At 41.6% G+C, this 20,745-nt stretch carries 21 protein-coding genes; all 21 read right to left on the bottom strand.

The genetic code is table 11. The features are described from left to right. Positions 1–26: 26 nt before the first annotated feature. Positions 27–122 carry a phosphoribosylaminoimidazole carboxylase gene (locus HT725_RS10325; protein ID WP_345890545.1) on the bottom strand — a complete coding sequence of 32 codons (96 nt, stop codon included), beginning with the start codon at positions 120–122 and terminating at the stop codon, positions 27–29. Between the two features lie 252 nt (positions 123–374). Next, a complete protein-coding gene (purD, locus tag HT725_RS09125; RefSeq protein WP_173219000.1) occupies positions 375–1,640 on the bottom strand; it encodes a phosphoribosylamine--glycine ligase in 1,266 nt (421 codons plus the stop codon). Positions 1,641–1,761: 121 nt separating this feature from the next. After that, complete coding sequence (gene purH, locus HT725_RS09120; protein WP_173253460.1) at positions 1,762–3,309, bottom strand: bifunctional phosphoribosylaminoimidazolecarboxamide formyltransferase/IMP cyclohydrolase; 1,548 nt, start codon at positions 3,307–3,309, stop codon at positions 1,762–1,764. 1 nt (position 3,310) lies between these two features. Continuing rightward, positions 3,311–4,012 (bottom strand): hypothetical protein, encoded by a 702-nt coding sequence (locus HT725_RS09115; RefSeq protein WP_001045459.1) that lies wholly within the window; start codon positions 4,010–4,012, stop codon positions 3,311–3,313. Next, the gene (gene purN, locus HT725_RS09110) at positions 4,009–4,575 is read right to left on the bottom strand and encodes a phosphoribosylglycinamide formyltransferase (protein ID WP_173219006.1); all 567 of its coding nucleotides are present in this window, start codon (positions 4,573–4,575) and stop codon (positions 4,009–4,011) included. Before purN ends, HT725_RS09115 begins: the two co-directional genes overlap by 4 nt. Beyond that, positions 4,572–5,594, bottom strand: a complete 1,023-nt coding sequence (gene purM / locus HT725_RS09105) for a phosphoribosylformylglycinamidine cyclo-ligase (RefSeq protein WP_173219009.1) — start codon at positions 5,592–5,594, stop codon at positions 4,572–4,574. Before purM ends, purN begins: the two co-directional genes overlap by 4 nt. 223 nt (positions 5,595–5,817) lie before the next feature. Next, positions 5,818–7,260: an amidophosphoribosyltransferase gene (gene purF, locus HT725_RS09100; protein ID WP_173219013.1), complete on the bottom strand. Its 1,443-nt coding sequence runs from the start codon at positions 7,258–7,260 to the stop codon at positions 5,818–5,820. Positions 7,261–7,353: 93 nt separating this feature from the next. Next, positions 7,354–11,079: a phosphoribosylformylglycinamidine synthase gene (locus HT725_RS09095; RefSeq protein WP_173219016.1), complete on the bottom strand. Its 3,726-nt coding sequence runs from the start codon at positions 11,077–11,079 to the stop codon at positions 7,354–7,356. Between the two features lie 56 nt (positions 11,080–11,135). Continuing rightward, positions 11,136–11,843, bottom strand: a complete 708-nt coding sequence (purC, locus tag HT725_RS09090) for a phosphoribosylaminoimidazolesuccinocarboxamide synthase (RefSeq protein WP_173219019.1) — start codon at positions 11,841–11,843, stop codon at positions 11,136–11,138. Between the two features lie 169 nt (positions 11,844–12,012). Further along, on the bottom strand, positions 12,013–13,362 hold the full coding sequence (gene comB / locus HT725_RS09085; RefSeq protein WP_173253459.1) for a competence pheromone export protein ComB: 1,350 nt from the start codon (positions 13,360–13,362) through the stop codon (positions 12,013–12,015). Between the two features lie 12 nt (positions 13,363–13,374). Continuing rightward, a complete protein-coding gene (gene comA / locus HT725_RS09080) occupies positions 13,375–15,528 on the bottom strand; it encodes a peptide cleavage/export ABC transporter ComA (protein WP_112444929.1) in 2,154 nt (717 codons plus the stop codon). A 270-nt stretch (positions 15,529–15,798) separates the two neighbouring features. Beyond that, entirely contained in the window at positions 15,799–15,987 is a 189-nt protein-coding gene (locus HT725_RS10320; protein WP_033680983.1) for a hypothetical protein, read from the bottom strand. Positions 15,988–16,481: 494 nt separating this feature from the next. Further along, positions 16,482–16,688, bottom strand: coding sequence for a bacteriocin immunity protein (locus tag HT725_RS09075; RefSeq protein WP_112444933.1), 207 nt, complete (start codon positions 16,686–16,688; stop codon positions 16,482–16,484). Positions 16,689–16,766: 78 nt separating this feature from the next. Beyond that, entirely contained in the window at positions 16,767–16,946 is a 180-nt protein-coding gene (locus HT725_RS09070) for a hypothetical protein (protein WP_112444935.1), read from the bottom strand. A 39-nt stretch (positions 16,947–16,985) separates the two neighbouring features. Next, entirely contained in the window at positions 16,986–17,156 is a 171-nt protein-coding gene (locus HT725_RS09065; RefSeq protein ID WP_000067699.1) for a H354_08695 family bacteriocin-like peptide, read from the bottom strand. Between the two features lie 27 nt (positions 17,157–17,183). Continuing rightward, complete coding sequence (locus HT725_RS09060) at positions 17,184–17,375, bottom strand: hypothetical protein (protein ID WP_004236903.1); 192 nt, start codon at positions 17,373–17,375, stop codon at positions 17,184–17,186. Positions 17,376–17,387: 12 nt separating this feature from the next. Next, complete coding sequence (locus HT725_RS09055; protein ID WP_112444937.1) at positions 17,388–17,564, bottom strand: class IIb bacteriocin, lactobin A/cerein 7B family; 177 nt, start codon at positions 17,562–17,564, stop codon at positions 17,388–17,390. Between the two features lie 33 nt (positions 17,565–17,597). After that, positions 17,598–17,753: a hypothetical protein gene (locus HT725_RS09050; protein WP_001004584.1), complete on the bottom strand. Its 156-nt coding sequence runs from the start codon at positions 17,751–17,753 to the stop codon at positions 17,598–17,600. Positions 17,754–17,764: 11 nt separating this feature from the next. Beyond that, positions 17,765–17,893: a smi_0059.1 family bacteriocin-like peptide gene (locus HT725_RS09045; RefSeq protein WP_000658219.1), complete on the bottom strand. Its 129-nt coding sequence runs from the start codon at positions 17,891–17,893 to the stop codon at positions 17,765–17,767. Between the two features lie 998 nt (positions 17,894–18,891). Next, a complete protein-coding gene (locus HT725_RS09040; RefSeq protein WP_173253458.1) occupies positions 18,892–19,623 on the bottom strand; it encodes a response regulator transcription factor in 732 nt (243 codons plus the stop codon). Beyond that, positions 19,620–20,435: a GHKL domain-containing protein gene (locus HT725_RS10315; RefSeq protein WP_240149620.1), complete on the bottom strand. Its 816-nt coding sequence runs from the start codon at positions 20,433–20,435 to the stop codon at positions 19,620–19,622. Before HT725_RS10315 ends, HT725_RS09040 begins: the two co-directional genes overlap by 4 nt. Positions 20,436–20,745: the final 310 nt, after the last annotated feature.

Raw genomic sequence — 20,745 nt, 5'->3', positions numbered from 1 at the left:
TTCTCCTTTTTCCTGTTTTTCAACAATCACCTTAGGTTGTGAGGGACGGCAGCAGCCATCAAAGGTGTCTCATGCCTAAATTGGAAGCCCAAGGTCTTCCAATTTCCCTGAACGGCGGCGATTGTTCTATATTAGCTCGCTAACGCTCGCAAACCATACGGTCATTAACGTATTTTGTGAATTTTTATTTTTCTTTTTGATAATCGTCTAATGTAGTGCGGACGTAAGCGACCGCCTAGGGCGTTCCATTACTAAAACTGGAGCCTAGGTCTCCAGTTTTCCGCTCCTAGTAGCAAAGCTACTAGGAGTTCCACTACTGCGACGATTATTCTATTTTGGCTCGCTTTCGCTCGCCATAACAAAGTTAGTATCTGTTAATCTTTTATCGCCTTGCTTCCGATATCTGTTCGGTAGAAGAGGCCTTCTGTTTTTTGTTGGGTGAGTTCTTGGTAGATGGTATCTTGAGCCTCTTTGACGGTATCTGCTGTGTTAACGAGCATATAGACACGTCCACCGTTTGATAGCAGTGCTCTGCTATTTGCCGCAAACTTAGCACCTGCATAGTAGGTGATAATGCCGCCATTGGTTTTTGCTGGCAATGCAACACCCTTTTCATATTCTAGCGGGTAACCCTTGGATGCGACAACCACACCCAGAGTCACACCCTTATCCGTCCAGGTGATGTTTGGCTCCTTGCTATCCAGAATATCTGTAATATTTTGTGCAAAGTCAGATGTCAAACGAGGCAAGATAATCTGTGTTTCAGGATCTCCAAAGCGAGCATTGAACTCGATGACTTTAGGACCTTCTGCTGTCAGGATAAGCCCTGCGTAGAGGATGCCAAGATACGGACGGCCTTCTTTGATCATCCCTTCAAGAACTGGCTTGACAATAGTCTCAACCGCTGTGTCAACTACACTCTGTGGCAAGTGTGGAACTGGCGCATAGGCACCCATACCACCCGTGTTAGGCCCTTTGTCACCATCATAGGCACGTTTGTGGTCTTGCGCTGTCGGCATGATATAGAACTTGTCGCCATTGACAAAGACAAAGAGTGAAAATTCCTCTCCTTCAAGGAATTCCTCAATAACTACACGCGCACCTGAGTCACCAAATTTATTGTCCAAAAGCATCTCGTGAGCTGCTTCGACCGCTTGCTCGACTGTCTCCGCAACGACGACACCTTTCCCAAGCGCCAAGCCATCCGCCTTGACCACGATAGGCGCACCCTGTTTTTCGATATAGACCTTGGCTTCCTCAAAATCCGAGAATGTGCCATAGGCTGCTGTCGGAACGCCATATTTGACCATGATTTCCTTGGCAAAATCCTTGGACCACTCCAGCTCCGCTGCCAATCTTGTCGGACCAAAGGCTTTGAGACCCGCTGCATGGAAATCATCCACGATACCAGCAGCAAGGGCGTCATCTGGCCCGATAAAGGTCCAAGCAATATAGTTGGTTTTTGCAAACTCAATCAATTTAGAATGTTCGGAAATGGAGATATTTACCAACTCCAAACCATCCAGAGTCATCCCATCATTCCCAGGAGCTACAAATACTTTTTCAACGTCTTTTGACTCAAGTAACTTCTTAGCAATCGCATGTTCACGACCACCTGAACCTACAACTAACAGCTTCATCTCACAACCTCTTTTGCGAATTATTTAATAACATTATACCATAAACGTTCGTTTTAATCTTGTTTCACTTCGCATTTTTACGCAAAAAAGGAAAGAAACTGTTTTCTTCCCTTTAACGTTCTTAATGTCTAAAATGTCTCACGCCTGTGAAGACCATGGTCAAGCCATATTTGTCAGCGGCTTCGATCGATTCTTGGTCACGGACGGACCCACCTGGCTGGATGATAGCCTTAATACCTGCTTTGGCGATTTCTTCCACATTATCCGCAAATGGGAAGAAGGCATCAGAAGCAAGCACAGCGTCGTCAAGACGGTCTTTAGCTTGGTCAATGGCAATACGGACTGAAGCCACACGGTTAGTTTGACCTGGACCAACACCAAGTGTCATGTGGTCGTTGGTCACGATAATTCCGTTTGATTTGACGTATTTAATAGCTTTCCAAGCAAACTCAAGAGCTGTCGCTTCTGTCTCAGTTGGCTGGCGTTTGGTCACCACTTGCCAGTCAGCTGGGCTTTCTTTGACCACGTCTTGGTTTTGCACCAGAAGTCCACCAACTACACCTGTGTATTCTGCTTCCACTTCACTGGCCTCTTGAGCATCAAATGGCAAGGCAAGGATACGCAAGTTTTTCTTTTTGTTGGTCAAAATGGCTAGCGCTTCATCCGTATAGCTTGGTGCAATGATGATTTCAAGGAAAACGCCGTGCATCTTCTCAGCTGTCGCAGCATCCACCTCACGGTTGAGAACGACAATCCCACCAAAGATAGACACTGGGTCAGACTCATAAGCGTAGTCCCAAGCAGTCTCGATGTCATCAGCTTGACCAATCCCACATGGGTTCATGTGTTTGAGAGCTACAACCGTTGGGCGTTCTTTGAAATCGCGAATAATACGAATGGCAGCGTCAGCATCGCGGATATTGTTAAATGACAATTCTTTCCCGTTGAGCTGTTTCGCTGAAGCAATCGAATAGTCTGTTGGCAAAGCTTTTTGGTAGAAATCCGCATCTTGTTGAGGATTCTCACCGTAACGCATAGCTTGTTTGAGGTCATAGGTCAAAGTCAGCTTTTCAGGTTTGCTTTCCCCCACTTGAGCTGTGAAATACTCTGCAATCAAGGCGTCATAAGCCGCTGTATGACGGAAAACCTTGGCTGCCAAACGTTGACGCGTTTCGTAACTTGTTTCTCCATTTGCTGCCAATTCGTCAAGAACCACAGCGTAGTCAGCTGGATCTACCACAACCGTTACGCTGGCATGATTTTTCGCTGCTGAGCGAAGCATAGATGGCCCACCGATATCGATCTTCTCCACCGCATCAGCATAAGTCACGTCTGGTTTGAGGATGGTTTCCTTAAATGGGTAAAGGTTTACCACAACAAGGTCGATGAGTTCAATCTGATTATCCTTAGCCGCTTCTAAATGGCTATCTAAGTCGCGACGAGCAAGGAGCCCACCGTGGATATTTGGATGAAGGGTCTTAACACGGCCATCCATCATCTCTGGGAAGCCCGTCACATCATCGATCGCAATAGTCTCCACCCCAGCATTGTCAAGGGCAACCTTTGTCCCACCTGTCGAGATAATATCCCAACCAAGTTTTTTGAGTTCTTGGGCAAATTCAACAATGCCCGCTTTATCTGAGACGCTGATTAAGGCGCGTTTAGTCATGTTAGTTATCTTCCTTTTCTAATATCATATACTTCACTTCGTATAAAATATCTGTTAAATACACTTCTTTTGAAGCCTTTCCAAATACAGGATATTTAATAATTTTTTTAATCCCACTATCTATAAGTTTGATTAAAATTACCATTATAGCTACAATAATAATTATATTTCCAAACGTTTCGCCAGAAATGTTTGTTTTATCTTCAACGAATAATCTATTTAAAGCCAGAGTAATAGTTGCTGTTACCAAAACTTTCCCAATAGTACCTATAGCTTTAACTATATTTTCATATTTTTGTAGCTGACTATTTCTTTTCTCGCTTAAATCATTAACCAACATATCAGCGACTTCTTTAGCATTATCTCCGTAAAGATATTTCAATCTATACTTGACTTTATCACATAATTTGGTAAATTTACTAGGCACCCCAACTGAAACTTCATCAAATTTTATAGTATAAAATAAAACTAATACTGTAAAAATTATGGTAAGAAAAATAAGAATATTCCTCAAACAAACAAATTTAGGGAAAAATTGGAATACAATTGCAGCTCCTATGATAAACAGTATCCATAAGATAAAGTATATCATCAACCTTTGTCTCTCTTTCCGTATTTCAGGATAAAATTGTTTTTCATATTCATTAAAGGATGCTTCAAATTCTTTTATATTTTTCAACAAATCATCAACTACTTTATTCATAAAATTCTCTTATTTATCCTTTCCACTCCCAAACTATCCAGCACCTCTGGATACAACTTATACTCTGCTTCATGAATCCGTTCTTCAAAACTGTCAATGGTATCATCAGCTAACCGTGGCACACGGACTTGTTTGATAACCTTGCCTGTATCCACACCTGAATCCACCCAGTGAATGGTCACGCCGCTCTCAGCAACGTCAGCATTCCAAGCATCCTCAATCCCATGAGCTCCTGGAAATTCTGGCAAGTAGGCTGGATGAATGTTGATAATCCGACCTTCATAAGCCGCCAATAAGGTTGGCCCAACGATTTTCATGTAGCCTGCTAGGCAAATCAAGTCAATCTGGTGTTCTTCCAAGAGTTCGACAATAGCTGCTTCGTAGTCTGCCTTGCTTTCAAACTCCTTGAGTTCAAAAGCATAGGACAGAACGCCGAGCTGCTCTGCACGCTCAAGCACATAGGCGTCACGATGGTCTGAAAAGACAAACTCTACTGGAAATTCTTCGGCAATCACCTGAAAATTTGAGCCATTACCAGAGGCAAAAACCGCTATTTTTTTCATTTGATGATGACACTTTCGTTTTCTTTCTTGACGATACGACCAATTTCATAGACTGGTTCATCCAACAACTCCTTGACACGAATTACATTTTCAGGGCTAACTGCTAGCATAAGTCCCACACCCATATTGAAGATTTCAAACATTTCTTCGTGTTTAATCTGACCGTATTTTTCAAGGGCTTTGAAAATTGGAAGCACTGGAACTTTGCTTTCATCAATCTCAGCAGCCAAGTCAGCTGCAAACATACGAGGGACATTCTCAATAAAGCCACCACCTGTGATGTGGGCAATGCCGTTGACCAACCCTTCCTTGATGAGTGGTAAGACAGCCTTGACATAGATACGAGTCGGCTCAAGAAGAACTTCCTTGAGTTGCTTGCCTTCCAATTCTGGCAAGATTTCCTCACCTGTGTAATCCGCAAAGACACGACGGACGAGAGAGTAACCATTGGAATGAATCCCACTTGAAGCAAGTCCGAGAAGAACATCTCCTTCTGCCACCTTTGAACCGTCAATGATTTGAGATTTTTCAGCCACACCAACCGCAAAACCAGCCAAGTCATAGTCATCTTCGCCGTACATGCCAGGCATTTCAGCCGTTTCCCCACCAATGAGGGCAGCACCTGCCTGCACACAACCTTCTGCCACACCAGCGACAACTTGTTCTAGCTTAGCTGGTTCATTCTTCCCTGTCGCTACGTAGTCAAGGAAATAGAGGGGCTCCGCACCCGCAGCGATGATATCATTGACACACATGGCTACACAGTCCTGACCGATGGTATCGTGCTTGTCGTACTTGATAGCCAGCATGAGCTTGGTTCCGACACCATCAGTTCCTGAAATCAAGACGGGTTCTTTGACACCTGTTTTTGAAAGGTCAAACATACCACCAAAGCCACCCAGAGCTCCCATGACACCTGCACGCTCCGTACGAGCCACGTGCTTTTTAATCCGTTCAACAACTTCATAACCCGCTTCAACATCCACACCAGATTGAGCGTACGCATTTTTATTTGCCATTTTATTTTTCCTTTTCTTTTTTTGGGGGAAAGATTGCGACGTATTTCTAGATAAACAATTATTTTATCTAAAAATACTAGTCAGGGCTCTAGCTTTGATCCTATAGGACAAAGCGTCTACTGACAAATACTTTAGCTTTTAGTCAGTAGTGAGACGTGAAGCATAAGCATTCTTATTTGTCATTCTATCTCCTCTTCCTTTCCTTTAATGGAGAATCTATTGTCTATTTGTAAAAACTGGTCTTTTCTTCCAAACTTCTACGATAGTCTTCCTCATAGTCGTAGAGAGGTGTTGGGTAGTCACCGTCAAAGTAAGCGACACAGAGACCACCATTTGGCGCATCTGTTTCAATACCAATTGAATCAATCAACCCCTCAACAGAAAGATAAGTCAGACTGTCCGCACCAATGATTTGGCGAGTTTCTTCGACCGTATGATTAGCCGCAATCAGCTCCTGACGTGTCTGGATATCAATCCCGTAGAAACATGGATAAGCTAGCGCTGGACTACCAATGGCAACGTGAACCTCAGTCGCACCCGCTTCTTTCAAGAGTTGAACGATCCGACGAGAGGTTGTTCCACGTACAATAGAGTCATCAATCATAACCACACGCTTGCCTTTTACAACGCCTGAAACAGCAGAGAGTTTCATCCGCACCCCTTGCTCCCGCAATTCTTGAGTCGGTTGGATAAAGGTACGTTGGGTGTATTGGTTCTTGATGAGCCCCATTTCATTTGGTAGCCCGGACTCTTCCGCAAATCCCATAGCCGCGCTGAGGGAAGAATTGGGCACACCGACCACGATATCCGCCTCATGCTTGAATTCACGCGCCAATTGGGCACCCATACGTTTACGAGCCGTATGGACATTGACACCATGAATGTTAGAATCAGGGCGGGCAAAATAGATATACTCCATAGAACAAATCGCCAACTGAGTATCATCTGTATAGTTGTCATACTGGATACCCTTGTCATCAATAATCACAATCTCACCTGGCTTCAAATCACGAATCCATTCAGCACCAATGACCTCAAAAGCACAAGTTTCAGAGGAAACAACCACCGCTCCGTTGGCCATTTTCCCGATAGAAAGCGGACGGAAACCATTGGGATCAAGAGCCGCAATCAACTTGTCTTCAAACAGCAAGATATAGGCAAAACCACCTTTAACTAGACTGAGCGCCTCCTTGATTTTGCCCATTAGATTAGGATTATGACTGCGACGAATGAGGTGAGCCAAGATTTCCGAGTCCGAAGTCGCGCTGAAAATCGCTCCTCTATCTTCCAATTCTTTCTTGAGAGAGGCCGCATTGGTCAGATTTCCATTATGAGCCAACCCAAACTGCATATCGTGAAAACGGAAGAGGAAGGGCTGGATGTTATCTACAGAAGCTTCGCCAGCAGTCGCATAACGCACATGCCCAATCGCACCAGTTCCTGTCAATTTATCTAAGTTAGCAGGATTTCTGAAGACTTCTGATAGAAGACCCATATCGCGATGTCGCTTTAGTTTCCCTTGATCATTGGAGAGGATTCCTGCCCCCTCCTGACCACGGTGTTGAAGACTGTGGAGACCAAAATAGGTCAATTTAGCAGCATCTGGATGTCCCCAGATACCGAAAACACCGCATTCTTCATTAAGAGATTTTACTTCGTATGTCATTTTTTATACCTAATTTTTATTTGTGTAGCACCAAGAGCTAAATCTACATGATTTTTACATTACTGCCACTATCTATTAGAAAATCTGTAAGTCTTATTTTCCAGTAAAGTATTTAACCGCTGACGCGAACAGGTGCTGGTCTTTATTTCCTGGGATGTTTTGGAAGAGACCGTCTTCATAACGTTCTGAGTGCCCCATCTTACCGATGATTTGGCCGTTCTTGCTGGTAATTCCTTCGATAGCATGGACAGAACCATTTGGATTGTACTTAGAGTCCATACTTGGTTTGCCGTCAAAGTCAACGTATTGGCTAAAGATTTGACCATTGTCACGGAGCTCCGCAAATTCTTCAGCCGTCACGACAAACTTCCCTTCACCGTGTGAAACAGGAATAGCGTGGATATCGCCTACTTGCACACCAGCTAACCATGGTGAGTTGGTATTGGCAATACGGGTTTCCACCATCTTGGCCACGTGTTGGTTGGCATCATTGTAGAAGAGGGTTGGGCTAGTACTGTTAGCATCCTCGAAATTCCCGTATGGAAGAAGACCTGATTTGACCAAAGCCTGGAATCCATTACAGATACCGATAATCAAGCCACCACGCGCGATAAAGCTATCAATAGCCACACGGACTTTTTCATTGAGCAGAATATTGACAATGAACTTGGCTGAACCATCTGGTTCATCCGCAGCTGAGAATCCACCGGCAAAGAAGAGAATGTTAGCCTTGCCGATGTTGTCAACCATAGTTTCAACTGACTTGACAATAGCCTCTTCATTCAAGGTCACAAATGGCATCAAGTTGACCTCTGCGCCTTCTTTTTCAAATGCCTTAGCTGAATCATACTCTGAGTTTGTTCCTGGGAAGACTGGGATATAGACCACAGGTTTTTCAACCTTTTCTTTTGCTTTAATCACAACATCTGATACCACAGCTGGTACTTCAGCTAGTTCTTTGGCTTGGGCAAACTCTGTTGGGTAAACTTTTTCCAGTTTTCCTTGGAAGGCACTGTCAAGCTTGTGTCCATCTAGCTTCACACCGTTGACAAGGAGTGTAAAGTCTGCACTTGTTTGACCGATTTTCTCTACTCCAGTGATTTCTTCAGGAGAGGTAAAGACAAATCCGCCCAATTGTGCTGTCAAAGAACTTTCAAGTTCAGGCAAGGTTACCTCTGCACCAATATGATTTCCAAAAGTAGCAAGAGCCAAACTTTCAACCACACCACCGTATTTGACAGCTGATGCAGATGTCACTTTATGAGCCTTTTGAAGGGCTTCAAACTGAGCAAAATTTGACTTAATCAAGTCAAAATCAATCTCTGCAGCAAGAGCTTGACCTGGGATGTAGTAGATGTTTTCCCCAGCAGTCTTGAACTCAGGAGAAAGTACCTTCCGGCTATCTGCCGTCGTCACCCCAAAAGCGACCAAGGTTGGCGGTACTGTCAATTCTTCAAAAGTACCAGACATGGAGTCCTTACCACCGATAGATGGCAAACCAAGCTGAATTTGTGCCTCGATAGAGCCTAGGAGAGCTGCTACTGGCTGACCAAAACGCTCAGCTTGTTTGTCCATGCGCTCGAAGTACTCTTGGTAAGAGAAGCGAGCCTTAGACCAGTTGGCACCAGCAGCAACCAAACGAGCAGTTGCTTCAATAACCGCATAAGCAGCACCGTGGTATGGAGACCATTCTGCAATATAAGGATTAAACCCTTGAGCCATGACAGACGCAGTATGAGTCACACCGTGTTGGACTGGCAATTTCTGTACAGATGCCTCAGTTGGTGTGAGTTGGTAGCGACCACCAAGTGGGTGATTAACCGTTGAACGACCGACCGAACAGTCAAAGATGGTCTGCAAGCCTTTTTGACTCGCATGGTTGAGGTCAGATAGAACCGCAAGGGTATCTGCTTCCAGTGTGTCAGCGCTTGTTGTACGCTCTTCTGGGAGTTTGACATCCTTGTCCACAACCTTTGCATCGACAACGACACGTACACCATTGGTATCAAGGAAACGACGCTCCAAGTCCACAATTGTCTCACCATTCCAGTGCATAACCAGATTTGGTTTTTCAGTGACTGTCGCAACCACAACAGCGTCAATATTCTCTTTGTTACATTCTTCAACAAAGGCATCTACGTCTTCAAGACGCACCACAACCGCCATCCGTTCTTGTGATTCAGAGATGGCAATTTCGGTACCATTCAAGCCCTGGTATTTAAGAGGCACCTTGTTAAGATCAATTTCAAGACCGTCTGCTAATTCACCGATAGCCACACAGACACCACCAGCACCAAAGTCATTAGATTTCTTGATAACACGAGTGACATTGCCATTACGAAAAAGGCGTTGAATCTTGCGTTCTTCGATAGCATTCCCTTTTTGAATCTCAGCACCAGCAGTCTCTACAGACTCAACCGTTTGAATTTTAGAAGAACCCGTCGCACCACCGACACCGTCACGCCCAGTCTTACCACCGAGGAGGATAATGACATCGCCCGCTTCCGGTTTTTCACGGACAACATTGCCCTTGGGAGCCGCACCAACAACGGCACCAAGTTCCATACGCTTAGCAACGAAACCTGGGTGGAAATATTCACGAACGTAGGTTGTTGCAAGCCCAATCTGGTTACCGTATGAAGAATAACCATGAGCCGCTGTTTTAGAAATGACTTGTTGTGGCAGTTTCCCAGCGCGAGTTTCTGAAATCGGTGCTGTAATATCACCAGCACCTGAGATCCGCATGGCTTGGTAAACATATGAACGTCCTGACAATGGGTCACGAATGGCTCCACCAATACAGGTAGCAGCCCCACCAAATGGCTCAATTTCCGTTGGGTGGTTGTGAGTTTCATTCTTGAACATTAGGAGCCATGGCTCTTTCACACCATCAACATCCACTTCGATTTCTACTGAGCAAGCATTGATTTCGTCTGACACTTCCATGTCGTCTAAACGTCCATTAGCACGCTCATAACGACCAAAAATAGTCGCCATATCCATCAAGGTTTGAGGTTTTTCAGAACGCCCCAACTCCTCACGCATGGCAATATACTTGTCATAGGTTGACTGCAATTGTTTTTGGAATTTAGAAGCTGAAAAGTCGATGTGTTTCAACTCTGTCTCAAAAGTCGTATGACGGCAGTGGTCAGACCAGTAAGTGTCCAAAACCTTGAGTTCTGTTTCCGTCGGCACGCGCCCGATTGACTTAAAGTAGTCTTGAATAAAGAGCAAATCATCCACTTCCATGGCCATCCCTTGTTTAGCCTTGTAGCGAGCAAAGTCTTCTGCTGTATAGCTTTCAAAGAAAGTCAATTTGGGAATAGTCTTGTCTGACGCAGAAAATTCCTGCTTGGCAATCCCTGTCGTGATATCCTTGAAACGAGAATCAACTGGATTAAGCAAGTAGTTTTTGACCGCTTCTAACTCAGTCGCATCAATATCTTTATTGACCAAATAAAGTTGGGCTGTATTAACTGTCACATCACTCGAACTTCCCAGCAAAAGCAAGGCTTCCTGTGAAGAAGCTGCACGTTGGTCAAATTGCCCAGGTAGGCTTTCAATAGCAAAGAAAGCATAGTTAGCCAGATCCGCCTGTACAGCAACTTCGTCCCAGACGTGGTCTGTCACCTGCTCAGAGAAGATGTGTTTCTCTGCAGGTGCAAACAAGTCCTCTGCCAAATCAAATACATCATAAACTTGCACAATGCGAATACTTTTCAAAGTTGACAGTCCCAAGTTATGCTGGAGTTCTCTCACCAAACTCTCTGACTTAACCTGAAAATCAGCCTTTTTTTCAACAAAAATACGTTTATCCATCAATCCTTATTCCTTTATTTCAGCTCTTGCAATGTTCCCAAACAGCCTTGAGGTTGTTATTTCAATTTCTGCAACTTTTCCCAGACAATCTCGTAAACATCTGTTAGTTCTCCCAATCCTCTACGGAAAACATCCTTATCCATGTGGTTGCCATCCGCATCCCACAAGCGACAGTTATCTGGTGAAAATTCATCTGCTAAGATAATCTTGCCATCCTTGTCAAAACCGAACTCTAGCTTAAAGTCAATCAACTTAAGCCCAATCTCAGCAAACCAGACCTTCAAGAGTTCATTGATTCGACGAGTTTCTTCCTTCAAGTAAGCGATTTGCTGGTCATCCGCAATCTGTAGGAATTTCACATGCTCGTCATTGATGAATGGATCATCCAAGTCATCATTTTTGTAATAAAACTCGACAATCGGAGTCTCCAAGGCGATTCCCTCATCCACACCAAAACGTTTTGAAAAGGAACCAGCAGTATAGTTGCGAAGCACGACTTCCAAAGGAATAATCTCAACCTTTTTATTGAGTTGTTCCGTATCTGAAAGTTTCTCCACAAAGTGAGTTGCCACACCAGCCGCATTTAATTTCTCAAAAATAAAAGATGAAATCTGATTATTCAATACTCCCTTGCCCGCAATCTGCTCCTTCTTAACACCATTGAAAGCAGTCGCCTGATCCTTGTAAGTTGAAATAATAAGATTTTCATCCTCAGTTGTATAGATATCTTTAGCTTTTCCCGAATAGATCAATTGTTTTGACATTTTAAAGTTCGCCTTTCGTATTACTTGAGCACATTCTACCATAAAAAACCTAAAATTACAAGAATTTAACCGAATAAATAACGTAGTAACCTCAAAAATCATAAAGAAAAAACTGCAAGAAGAATCTTTCTCACAGTTTTAAAATCATTTAACTCTAAAAACACGAACATTACTCTTTGTTCAAAAATTGATCCAAATAATAACGTAGGTAACTTTTCTTGCCCGTAATCATCTGCAAGCGACCTTCCACCCCGTACCGAAGTTTTTCAGCCTGCTCCGAAGTTAGATTAGTCTCCGCCTCGATTTTAAAGAAATTCCCTTTCTCGGTCTTAGTAGCTGTCGCATCAATACTTGTAATAGTAGAATCTAGGAAAAGTTGATTCTTAGCATCATGAGTCGTCGTATAGCGAACAGAATCACCGACCTTGATCCTTGCTACATCCTTTGAACTAAGATAGGCTGTGAGTTTAGCTTTCCCTTCTTTCTCCAAAGACGGATAGAGTTGGGCTAGTAGGGCACCTTCTGCTACCATGGTAGAATCACTGGTCTCAGGATTAAGATGAAGCACCCCATCCTCACTTGCCATAATTTTCCCCTTGTCTAAAAGATTTCCCTGAACTTTCTTACCTGACTCTGCCTCCAAGATTTTCTGGTCTAGAAGGGTCAATTCCTGACCAACCTTTGCTAAGTGTTGGGATTTAAGGGACTCCAATTGACTGCTTAAGCCTGACGCATAGGCTTGCTGGGTACCTGAACCCGCATACTGAACACGGTAAGTAGCAAGACTGGATTCTAACTGAGAAAGCTGTGCTTCAACCTGCGCAACTGCCTGGGATTTAGCTTGCGGATTTTCCTCACCCTGAGACTTATAAGACTGGTAGAGAGAGTAGGCTAGATTCTGACTGGCCAAGGAAGCACCTGTTTCCATAGCTGACTTAGCTGTCTGGTAATCGCGAATTTTAGCCTCTGTTTGGCTGATGAGGTTGCCGATTTCGGCTTGGGTTTGGCTAGCTGCTGCATTCTGGGACGCGATGGTCTCATTTTGTTGCGATGTACTAGCCCTAAGACTACCTGCTTGGCTGAGGTAGTCGCGAAAGGTGGCTTGGTAGCCAAATTTATCCTCCTCTGGAAAGTGGTTTTCCCCTTCTTGCAGGCTCTTTTGCAAATGCTCCAATTGCTTTTTTTGATCCTTGAGCATGTCCAACTGACTAGCATAGGCTTCCGCTTGGACACCCTCTGCCCCTTCTTGATATTGAACCAACAGTTCTCCCTTTTTAACCAGCTTATTTTCTTCCAAATGATTGACAAGAATACGATTGTTGCTAGTTGACTGGATATTTGCAAGGATACGACTAGGCTCGACAGTAGCTCTAGTAGACAAACTCATCTCCTTCTCTGCAACAGTTGCAAAGCCAAGTAAAAACACAAGCAGAAGGGACATGGGTACAATCACCCGACTGGAAAAATTATGGTAACGACGATTATAAAACTCCGCACTTTCTAAAAATTCTGGTTTCATCCTCTCCTCTTTCTAGCTATTGACCAAATGGGCGTAAAATCCACCCTGTACAAGCAAATCAGCATGCTTTCCTTCTTCAACAATCTTGCCCTGATCCAAGACAACAACCTTCTCTGTCCGCTCTGCAATGGTCAAGCGGTGGGCAATGAAAATCAAGGTCTTGTCTAAAGCCATCAGATTATCGACAATTCGCTTCTCTGTCAGAATATCCAAACTGCTGGTCGCCTCATCCAAAATCAAGACCGGCGCATCTGTCAAGAGAGCACGCGCCAGAGCTATTCTCTGACGTTGACCACCTGAAATCCCTGCCCCATCCGAAGTCAATTCTGTCTGGTAATTCAGTGGCATACGCTCAATGTCCTCCCGAATCTCTGCCAATTCGACCGCCCGTAAGATATCCTCTTGAGTCGTCCCCTCCTTGGCTCCCAAAAGAAGATTCTCCAAAATCGTCCCGTTAAAGACATAGGGCTGTTGAGGCAGATAATTGATATACTGACGCAGAGCCTTTTTATCAATCTGATTGAGATTGACACCACCCAGACTAATCTCCCCTTGACTTGGGTCGTAAAAATTAACCATCATCTTGGCCAAGGTCGTCTTACCTGACCCTGAAATCCCCACAAAAGCCACCTTAGAACCTTGGGGAATGGCCAAATTGATATCCGACAAGACGTCTCGACCATAGCCATACTTGTAGGAAACCTGCTTGAAAGTCATCTCTCCCTTCATCAAGCTCAAATCCTCAACTGTTTTCTTCTCCTCAAACTCAGAAGCTACCAGATAAACCTCATTCAGACGGTTATTGGCAACCTGCGCTGTCTGAAGCTTAGTTTGCAGATTGATGATATTTTCCAAAGGATTGGTAAAGTAAACCAGCAAGGTATTATAGGTAATCAACTGCCCCAAACTCATCTTACCATCCATGACCAGAACAGCCCCCATCCAGAGAATGCCGACATTGAGCAAGAGATGGGCAACTTTTTTCAGAGCCTTTTGCTGACTCTCTGCCCGACTATAGGTAAAGGATTTTTTCAGATAATCTACAAATTCCTTGTCAATCTTTTGATAGCGTTGACTTTCACTGGTCAAAGACTTGATAGTCTCAATACCGTTGATGTCCTCAATGATAGAAGAAGACAGAACCGCATTGGCTTCCATGGTATCCCGATTCATCTTTTCAAACGGCTTCATAAAAGCAAAGATAATCACTGTATAGATAGGAAGTGCCAATAAGGTCATGAAAAAGAGATTGGTATTTTGTGAAAATAAAACAAGGGAAATAATGACAACCGTTGACACATCTAGGAAAATCGAAAGAATGGTCGAAGCCAGCGCATCGATGATACTATTAGCATCCGTGAAACGAGACACGATTTCCCCTGTCCGACGTGTTGCAAAAAAGGACATAGGCAGGTGAAAAACATGCTTAATATAGGACAAAATCACATCAATAGACAAGCGTTGCCCCAAAACAAGTAAGAGATACTCCTGAGCGTAAGACAAAATCTGCTGAAGAATATAGACGATGACCAGCCCAATAGAAATAATCCCCAGCGTCGAACGCATCTGATCTGGCACATAGGTATCAATGATAGACTGCAGATAATAAGAACCCACAATGTTAATCAAGGTTACCAAGAGTGTTGCCAAAACGATATTGGCAATCAAGCCACGCTGCTTCACTAATATAGGGATAAAAGAGAGCAGACCATTCTTTTGATCCTTATGAGGCTTGTAGTCTGGACTAGGTGCCATAAAAAGAGTCACTCCTGTCCATTCTTCCGCAAAACGCTCACGTGGCAGTTTGGCCAATTTCACCCCAGGATCTGGATCGGCAATATGAATGCTATCCTTATCCTGCCCAGTCACCACATAGTAGTGGAGCAATTTTCCTTCCTTAAGCACATGGGCAACAAAAGGAAAAGTCAAATCTGGCAAGTCAAAAAGCGTCATATCCGCCTTAATTGCTCGCGTCTCAAAACCAATCTCCTCTGCCACCTTGACCAAGCCCAAAGCCGTAGTCCCATCCATGGTCGTCTTGGCCAATTCTCGCAAGTGAGCCAAAGAATAATAGCTACCGTAGTAGCCAAAAACCATGGCTAATGAAGCTACACCGCAGTCCATCTGATCCACCTGCGGACGATAGTGACGTTTCCCAAATTTCATATTCATCTCCTTTTCCTAATACTCAATGAAAATCANNTGTTTTGAGGTTGTAGATAGGACTGACGAAGTCAGTCACATATATACGGCAAGGCGACGTTGACGTGGTTTGAATTTGATTTTCGAAGAGTATAAACTCATCTGATAACAACTATCTTACCCCAATCCTCAAACAAAAACTGGACTTCCTTCCCAAATGCGCCTATCTCCCTCCCAAATGCACTTTTGGGATAAAAAAATAGGCAGAACAAACGTCCTACCTAAAATATATATTTATTTCTTTTTCTTCCTAATTCTTTTGTCAATCATATATAAAACGATAATCGAAAACAGCGGTGGAACAATATAACTCTTTTCACTCATTGTCAGCTGAAATCCCAGAGTTGCTAGTATCTTAAAGATGAAAATATTCATCAAAAATAGAAAAACAAATACTAAAAAATATTTTAAAATCTTATTCATTTTTTCTTCAACTCTCCTAATTTCTATAACTATTTTATCAAAAATACATGTAATACTCAAGGAAAATCAAAAAGCAAACTAGGAAGCTAGCCGCAAGCTGTACTTGAGTACGGTAAGGCGACGCTGACGTGGTTTGAATTTGATTTTCGAAGAGTATAAAACTCCAAATAAACACCTCAACTACACTTTTTTTGGCAAAAATAGGCAGAACAAATGTCCTACCTACTAAAAATATGCTATTGAAAGGAAAATGATTTTTTTCGGACACCCTAGGCAAGCTTGGAACAAATAAATCATTGATAGTAACCTTTACGACATCCTATTTAAAGTTACTTCAATTTCTAATGTCTCTGCTATTTCTAAGCCACCTCTGGTATGATCTATTACTAGTCAGAATAGATAACACCGTTCTAAATTACGATTCATAGTTACTCCTTTTTTTGATTCGTTACCACAAGATGCCTATTCCCTATAGAGCGTCTACAGCTTCAAATCTATCCATTCTTTTTGTCTTTACTTCTGTATAAAAGAATGAAGACCATCATAAATAATGCAATCGTTGGTATATTGAAACTATTAAACCAAGTAGGTAAAGATACTTTATTTATGTCAGCTACTAATCTGATGATGATATAAGACATTGAACTAAGTAATACCATGATTTCAGGCCAAACTTTCAGTATTGATTTAACAAATTTCATATTAAACTCCAATGTGATGCATTCTGAGATCCTAGCCTAGCTATTTTCAGCGCAGACTAACAAGTCATTCTTAACTGTTTACTCTACTCGCTTTTTATTGACCTTATATCCTAGATAAAAGAGCCCAAATAAAACGGGATAAATTTCTGGATAAAATAGGGTATTGATTGGATTTCTCAAAATCAAATACGTTGCGATGTAGATTATGAGCGATACGGTAAAATAACCCTCAGCAAATCCTAATAAGAATTGTTTCATGGTAGACTCCTATTTACTAAAAAACAATCTACCATCCTTTTATCCACCTCGTGATGCCGACTGATAACCATTATACGCACCCCAAGCTAATAGTCCGACAGCCAAAATACCACCACCAACCAAAAGTAACACTCCTCCACCATCAACTTCTTGCAATTCAATATCACTTAACGTAGTATAATTTTGTTCAATAGTTTGTAAATTTGACATATTTATCCTCCATTTTAATAATAAAAATTAGTTTTCTTTTAATACACCAATAATAATCATCAATACACTCATAACAAATGCAGATAACAGTCCTTTAGTAGTACTATTGAAAAAAGGTCTATCAAAAACATAATAATTATATGCAGACAATCCTAAACCAACGGCAGTCACCACAATTGTAATAACGAGTAGTATAATCCAAAATGTTTTCTTGCTCATATTTATCAAATACTATGGATGAGTAATATAGTAGAATGTTTTACCAGCAGCTTCACCAGCTTGGTAAATCCCCCAGCCAATCGCAATACCCAAAGAGACTACCTCCCAAGCAATTCCCCCATCTACATTCATCAACTCTTCTTCTGTAAGAGCTACAAAGTTCTGTTCCATTTTGTCAAAATTTGTCATCTTTTTCTCCTCTTGTTCTATTTTTTCTAAATCTTATCTTCTAAAAAATGGGGTTCCAATAAATATACCGCGTAACAATAGACCTGTAATTAAACCCCGTTGATAACTTTCCTTGCTACCACCCACCAGCAAAGCTAAGTCGCTCTCCTTTAATACTTCAATAGTATACTTATCATTCATTTCATTCATCGCTTATCCTCCTAAAAACCTAAACCTCTACGAAATCCAATGTACCAATCTGCAAGGGTCTTCGCCCAATTTTCTCCACCTTGAATATCGGTCAATTCTTCCGACGTTAGCTCAACAAATCCGTAATAATGTTCTTTCATTATTTTATTCCTTTCTTTTTCCTCTTACTTATCTATTCGAAAAAAATTTCGAAAATGTACAACTAAATTAAATTTATTTGAAAAATAATTTAGTAAACCACGGATAAAAAATTGGTAGATACATGAATTAGACTCCTTTCTGTTTCCTCTTACTTATCTATTCGAAAAACAATCTGAAAATGAACAACTAAATTAAATTTTATTTAAAAAATAATTTAATGTACCATGAATAGAAAATCGGTAGATACATAAACCAGACTTCTTTCTTTTTTCTCTCACTTATCTATTCGAAAAACAATTCGAAAATAAACAACTAAATCAAATTTTATTTGAAAAATAATTTAGCAAACCACGGATAAAAAATTGGTAGATACATAAACCAGGCTCCTTTCTTTTCCCTCTTACTTATCTATTCGAAAAAAATTTCGAAAATGAACAACTAAATTAAATTTTATTTGAAAAATAATTTAATGAACCACGGATACAAGATTGGTAGATACATAAACCAGACTCCTTTCGTTTTCCTCTTACTTATCTATTCGAAAAAGAATTCGAAAATGTATAACTAAATCAAATTTTATTTGAAAAATAATTTAGTAAACCATGGATAGAAAATTGGTAAATACATCGCGTAGTCTCCTTTCTTTTCCCTCTTACTTATCTATTCGAAAAAAATTTCGAAAATGTACAACTAAATCAAATTTTATTTGAAAAATAATTTAGTAAACCATGAATAGAAAATTGGTAGATACATGAAGCAAACTCCTTTCTTTTTCCTCTTACTTATCTATTCGAAAAAGAAGTCGAAAATGTACAACTAAATTAAATTTTATTTAAAAAATAATTTAATATACCATGAATAGAAAATTGGTAGATACATGAAGCAAACTCCTTTCCTTTTCCTCTTACTTATCTATTCGAAAAAAAGTCAAAAAAATAAGAATATCAGAAAATTTTCCGATATTCTTATTGATAAATTGATTCAAGTCTAACAGATATTAGACATTGAGATGTTTTTTAAGGGTTCTTCTGGCTGTTCGTGATACGGGGAAATGCAAGCCTTCTAACAAGGTCACTTCTGTGGCAGTCATATCTTCAATGGCCTGTAAACTGACTAACGTATTGCGATTGGCATAGACAAAGTAATCTTTTTCAGCCTTGGCAGCGATATCCTTGAGACTGCCATAAATGGTCTTGATAGAATGATTGGCATAATAGACCTTGATACGATGAGATTCCACTGAGGTTTCAAAGGCTAAAATCTCATGGTAGGGTAGAGTAAAGCCCCGTCTCCCCTCAAAACTATAGGTAAAGAGACGCATATTTTCCCTCTTATCCACTGCCAGTACATAGTCCAGACAGCGCTCCAGCTGATGACGGTAATTTCCCTCAGGCTGATCCTTGGAAATAAAATCCAAGGCAGACAAGTGGTAACGAAAAGCTAGAGGCAAGGCCTCCGAGTGCGTGGACACAAAGACAATGCTTGTAAAAGGATCCCGCTCCCGAACCTGTTGAGCAACCTGAAAGCCCCGTTCACGCTCTCCATCAATCTCTAAATCCAATAAATAGAGTTGGTAATGGTCAAAATACTGAGAATACTTTTCAACATCTCCATAGTTTTTGGCAATATCAATTTCCAATCTTAAATTGCGAGAGCGACCAATATCTAGTAAAGTCTGCTCTATCCGTCCTTGCTGGACTCTATCGTCTTCCAAAACTAAAATTCTCATTCCTCTCCCCCTCGTTTCTCATCCTTAAACGGCAATTCTAAATCTTGTCTAAAAGTCGTCTCTCCTAGCTGGGTATCTAAGTTTAAATCATAATGAAAAACCATATCCTCCAAGGTTGCTAAGCCCAGTCCACTGTGGTTTCCCTTGGTCGAATAACCCTTTTGACTGAGAATGATGGGATTCAGTTCTTCTTTCTTACGAGTGTTTTCAATGATAAAACGGACACTCCTATCACCTGCCAACAAAGCAACCCAAATCTGCGGATTTTCCGCCTCACTGGCTGCCTCCAAGGCATTTGTCGTGAGGATAGAGAGGATACGGATAGCCTCCAACATCGGCAATGCCAGCTCTTCGACAACCCCCACCGTCTCCAAACTAAAATGAATTCCCTGATTATCTGCCACAATCATAGCTTTTGCCAAAGTATTACGAATGGCTATATCATGGATATTATGAAGATTAAAGGCCGTGTAATCTGCCTTCCTCAGCTTTTCATTTGTCTTTAAAAAGACATCTTGATAAATGGTAGACACCTCAGCCATGTCTTGATTGGCTATGGCAGGCTCCATGCTGGCGACAATCCCTGCAAAATCATGACGGAAACCTCGAACCTCATCATAGAGATGACCCAACTTATCCACCATCCCTTGCAAGGAACGATTTTCTTCTTCCTGTCTCTGAATGGTCTGCTCATCACGATAAACCTGCTCTAAGTGTCTGATATAAAAGAGCCAGGAGAAAAAGAGAATGAAAATCAGGAGAGAAATGGTCGTGTCAAAGCGAACGTAAAAAGAACTATTTCTATTGGTCATGAACGAAGAGAATATCCTAAATCCAGTCAGAGGTAGGATAATGAAAAAGCTCTTACGATAGTGGGTTTTAAAAGTATCTGAAAAGAATAAATCCAAATCCAAAGACCAACGCTTCATAATTTTACAACATAGAAAGATTGATAATAAATCAAATATAGATATATATAAAGTAGAAAACGAATCTACGAAACAACAATGCTCACCGGATAATACACGAATCCAAATTGTCAAAAATAAATAACGAATGCTTTGAAAGAAAAGAAAAAGATATAAGGAAAGAAAAAGTGCTTCTACTTTTCGCTTATGCAAT

The organism is Streptococcus sp. 2579, assembly GCF_013277195.1.
In the GTDB taxonomy this organism is placed as follows: domain Bacteria; phylum Bacillota; class Bacilli; order Lactobacillales; family Streptococcaceae; genus Streptococcus.
Note: the sequence above shows the minus strand (reverse complement) of the source record. Positions and strands in the feature narration are given on the sequence as shown.

Bases quoted from the DNA above. Each gene is read 5' to 3' on its own strand.
- comB (WP_173253459.1), bottom strand. From the start codon at position 13,362: ATGAAACCAGAATTTTTAGAAAGTGCGGAGTTTTATAATCGTCGTTAC.
- HT725_RS09055 (WP_112444937.1), bottom strand. From the start codon at position 17,564: ATGACAAATTTTGACAAAATGGAACAGAACTTTGTAGCTCTTACAGAA.
- HT725_RS09115 (WP_001045459.1), bottom strand. From the start codon at position 4,012: ATGAATAAAGTAGTTGATGATTTGTTGAAAAATATAAAAGAATTTGAA.
- HT725_RS09095 (WP_173219016.1), bottom strand. From the start codon at position 11,079: ATGGATAAACGTATTTTTGTTGAAAAAAAGGCTGATTTTCAGGTTAAG.
- purF (WP_173219013.1), bottom strand. From the start codon at position 7,260: ATGACATACGAAGTAAAATCTCTTAATGAAGAATGCGGTGTTTTCGGT.
- comA (WP_112444929.1), bottom strand. From the start codon at position 15,528: ATGAAATTTGGGAAACGTCACTATCGTCCGCAGGTGGATCAGATGGAC.
- HT725_RS09065 (WP_000067699.1), bottom strand. From the start codon at position 17,156: ATGTCAAATTTACAAACTATTGAACAAAATTATACTACGTTAAGTGAT.
- purD (WP_173219000.1), bottom strand. From the start codon at position 1,640: ATGAAGCTGTTAGTTGTAGGTTCAGGTGGTCGTGAACATGCGATTGCT.
- HT725_RS09050 (WP_001004584.1), bottom strand. From the start codon at position 17,753: ATGAATGAAATGAATGATAAGTATACTATTGAAGTATTAAAGGAGAGC.
- HT725_RS09060 (WP_004236903.1), bottom strand. From the start codon at position 17,375: ATGAGCAAGAAAACATTTTGGATTATACTACTCGTTATTACAATTGTG.
- purH (WP_173253460.1), bottom strand. From the start codon at position 3,309: ATGACTAAACGCGCCTTAATCAGCGTCTCAGATAAAGCGGGCATTGTT.
- HT725_RS09040 (WP_173253458.1), bottom strand. From the start codon at position 19,623: ATGAGAATTTTAGTTTTGGAAGACGATAGAGTCCAGCAAGGACGGATA.
- HT725_RS09070 (WP_112444935.1), bottom strand. From the start codon at position 16,946: ATGAAACAATTCTTATTAGGATTTGCTGAGGGTTATTTTACCGTATCG.
- HT725_RS09045 (WP_000658219.1), bottom strand. From the start codon at position 17,893: ATGAAAGAACATTATTACGGATTTGTTGAGCTAACGTCGGAAGAATTG.
- HT725_RS10320 (WP_033680983.1), bottom strand. From the start codon at position 15,987: ATGAATAAGATTTTAAAATATTTTTTAGTATTTGTTTTTCTATTTTTG.
- purN (WP_173219006.1), bottom strand. From the start codon at position 4,575: ATGAAAAAAATAGCGGTTTTTGCCTCTGGTAATGGCTCAAATTTTCAG.
- purM (WP_173219009.1), bottom strand. From the start codon at position 5,594: ATGGCAAATAAAAATGCGTACGCTCAATCTGGTGTGGATGTTGAAGCG.
- HT725_RS10315 (WP_240149620.1), bottom strand. From the start codon at position 20,435: ATGACCAATAGAAATAGTTCTTTTTACGTTCGCTTTGACACGACCATT.
- purC (WP_173219019.1), bottom strand. From the start codon at position 11,843: ATGTCAAAACAATTGATCTATTCGGGAAAAGCTAAAGATATCTATACA.
- HT725_RS09075 (WP_112444933.1), bottom strand. From the start codon at position 16,688: ATGAAATTTGTTAAATCAATACTGAAAGTTTGGCCTGAAATCATGGTA.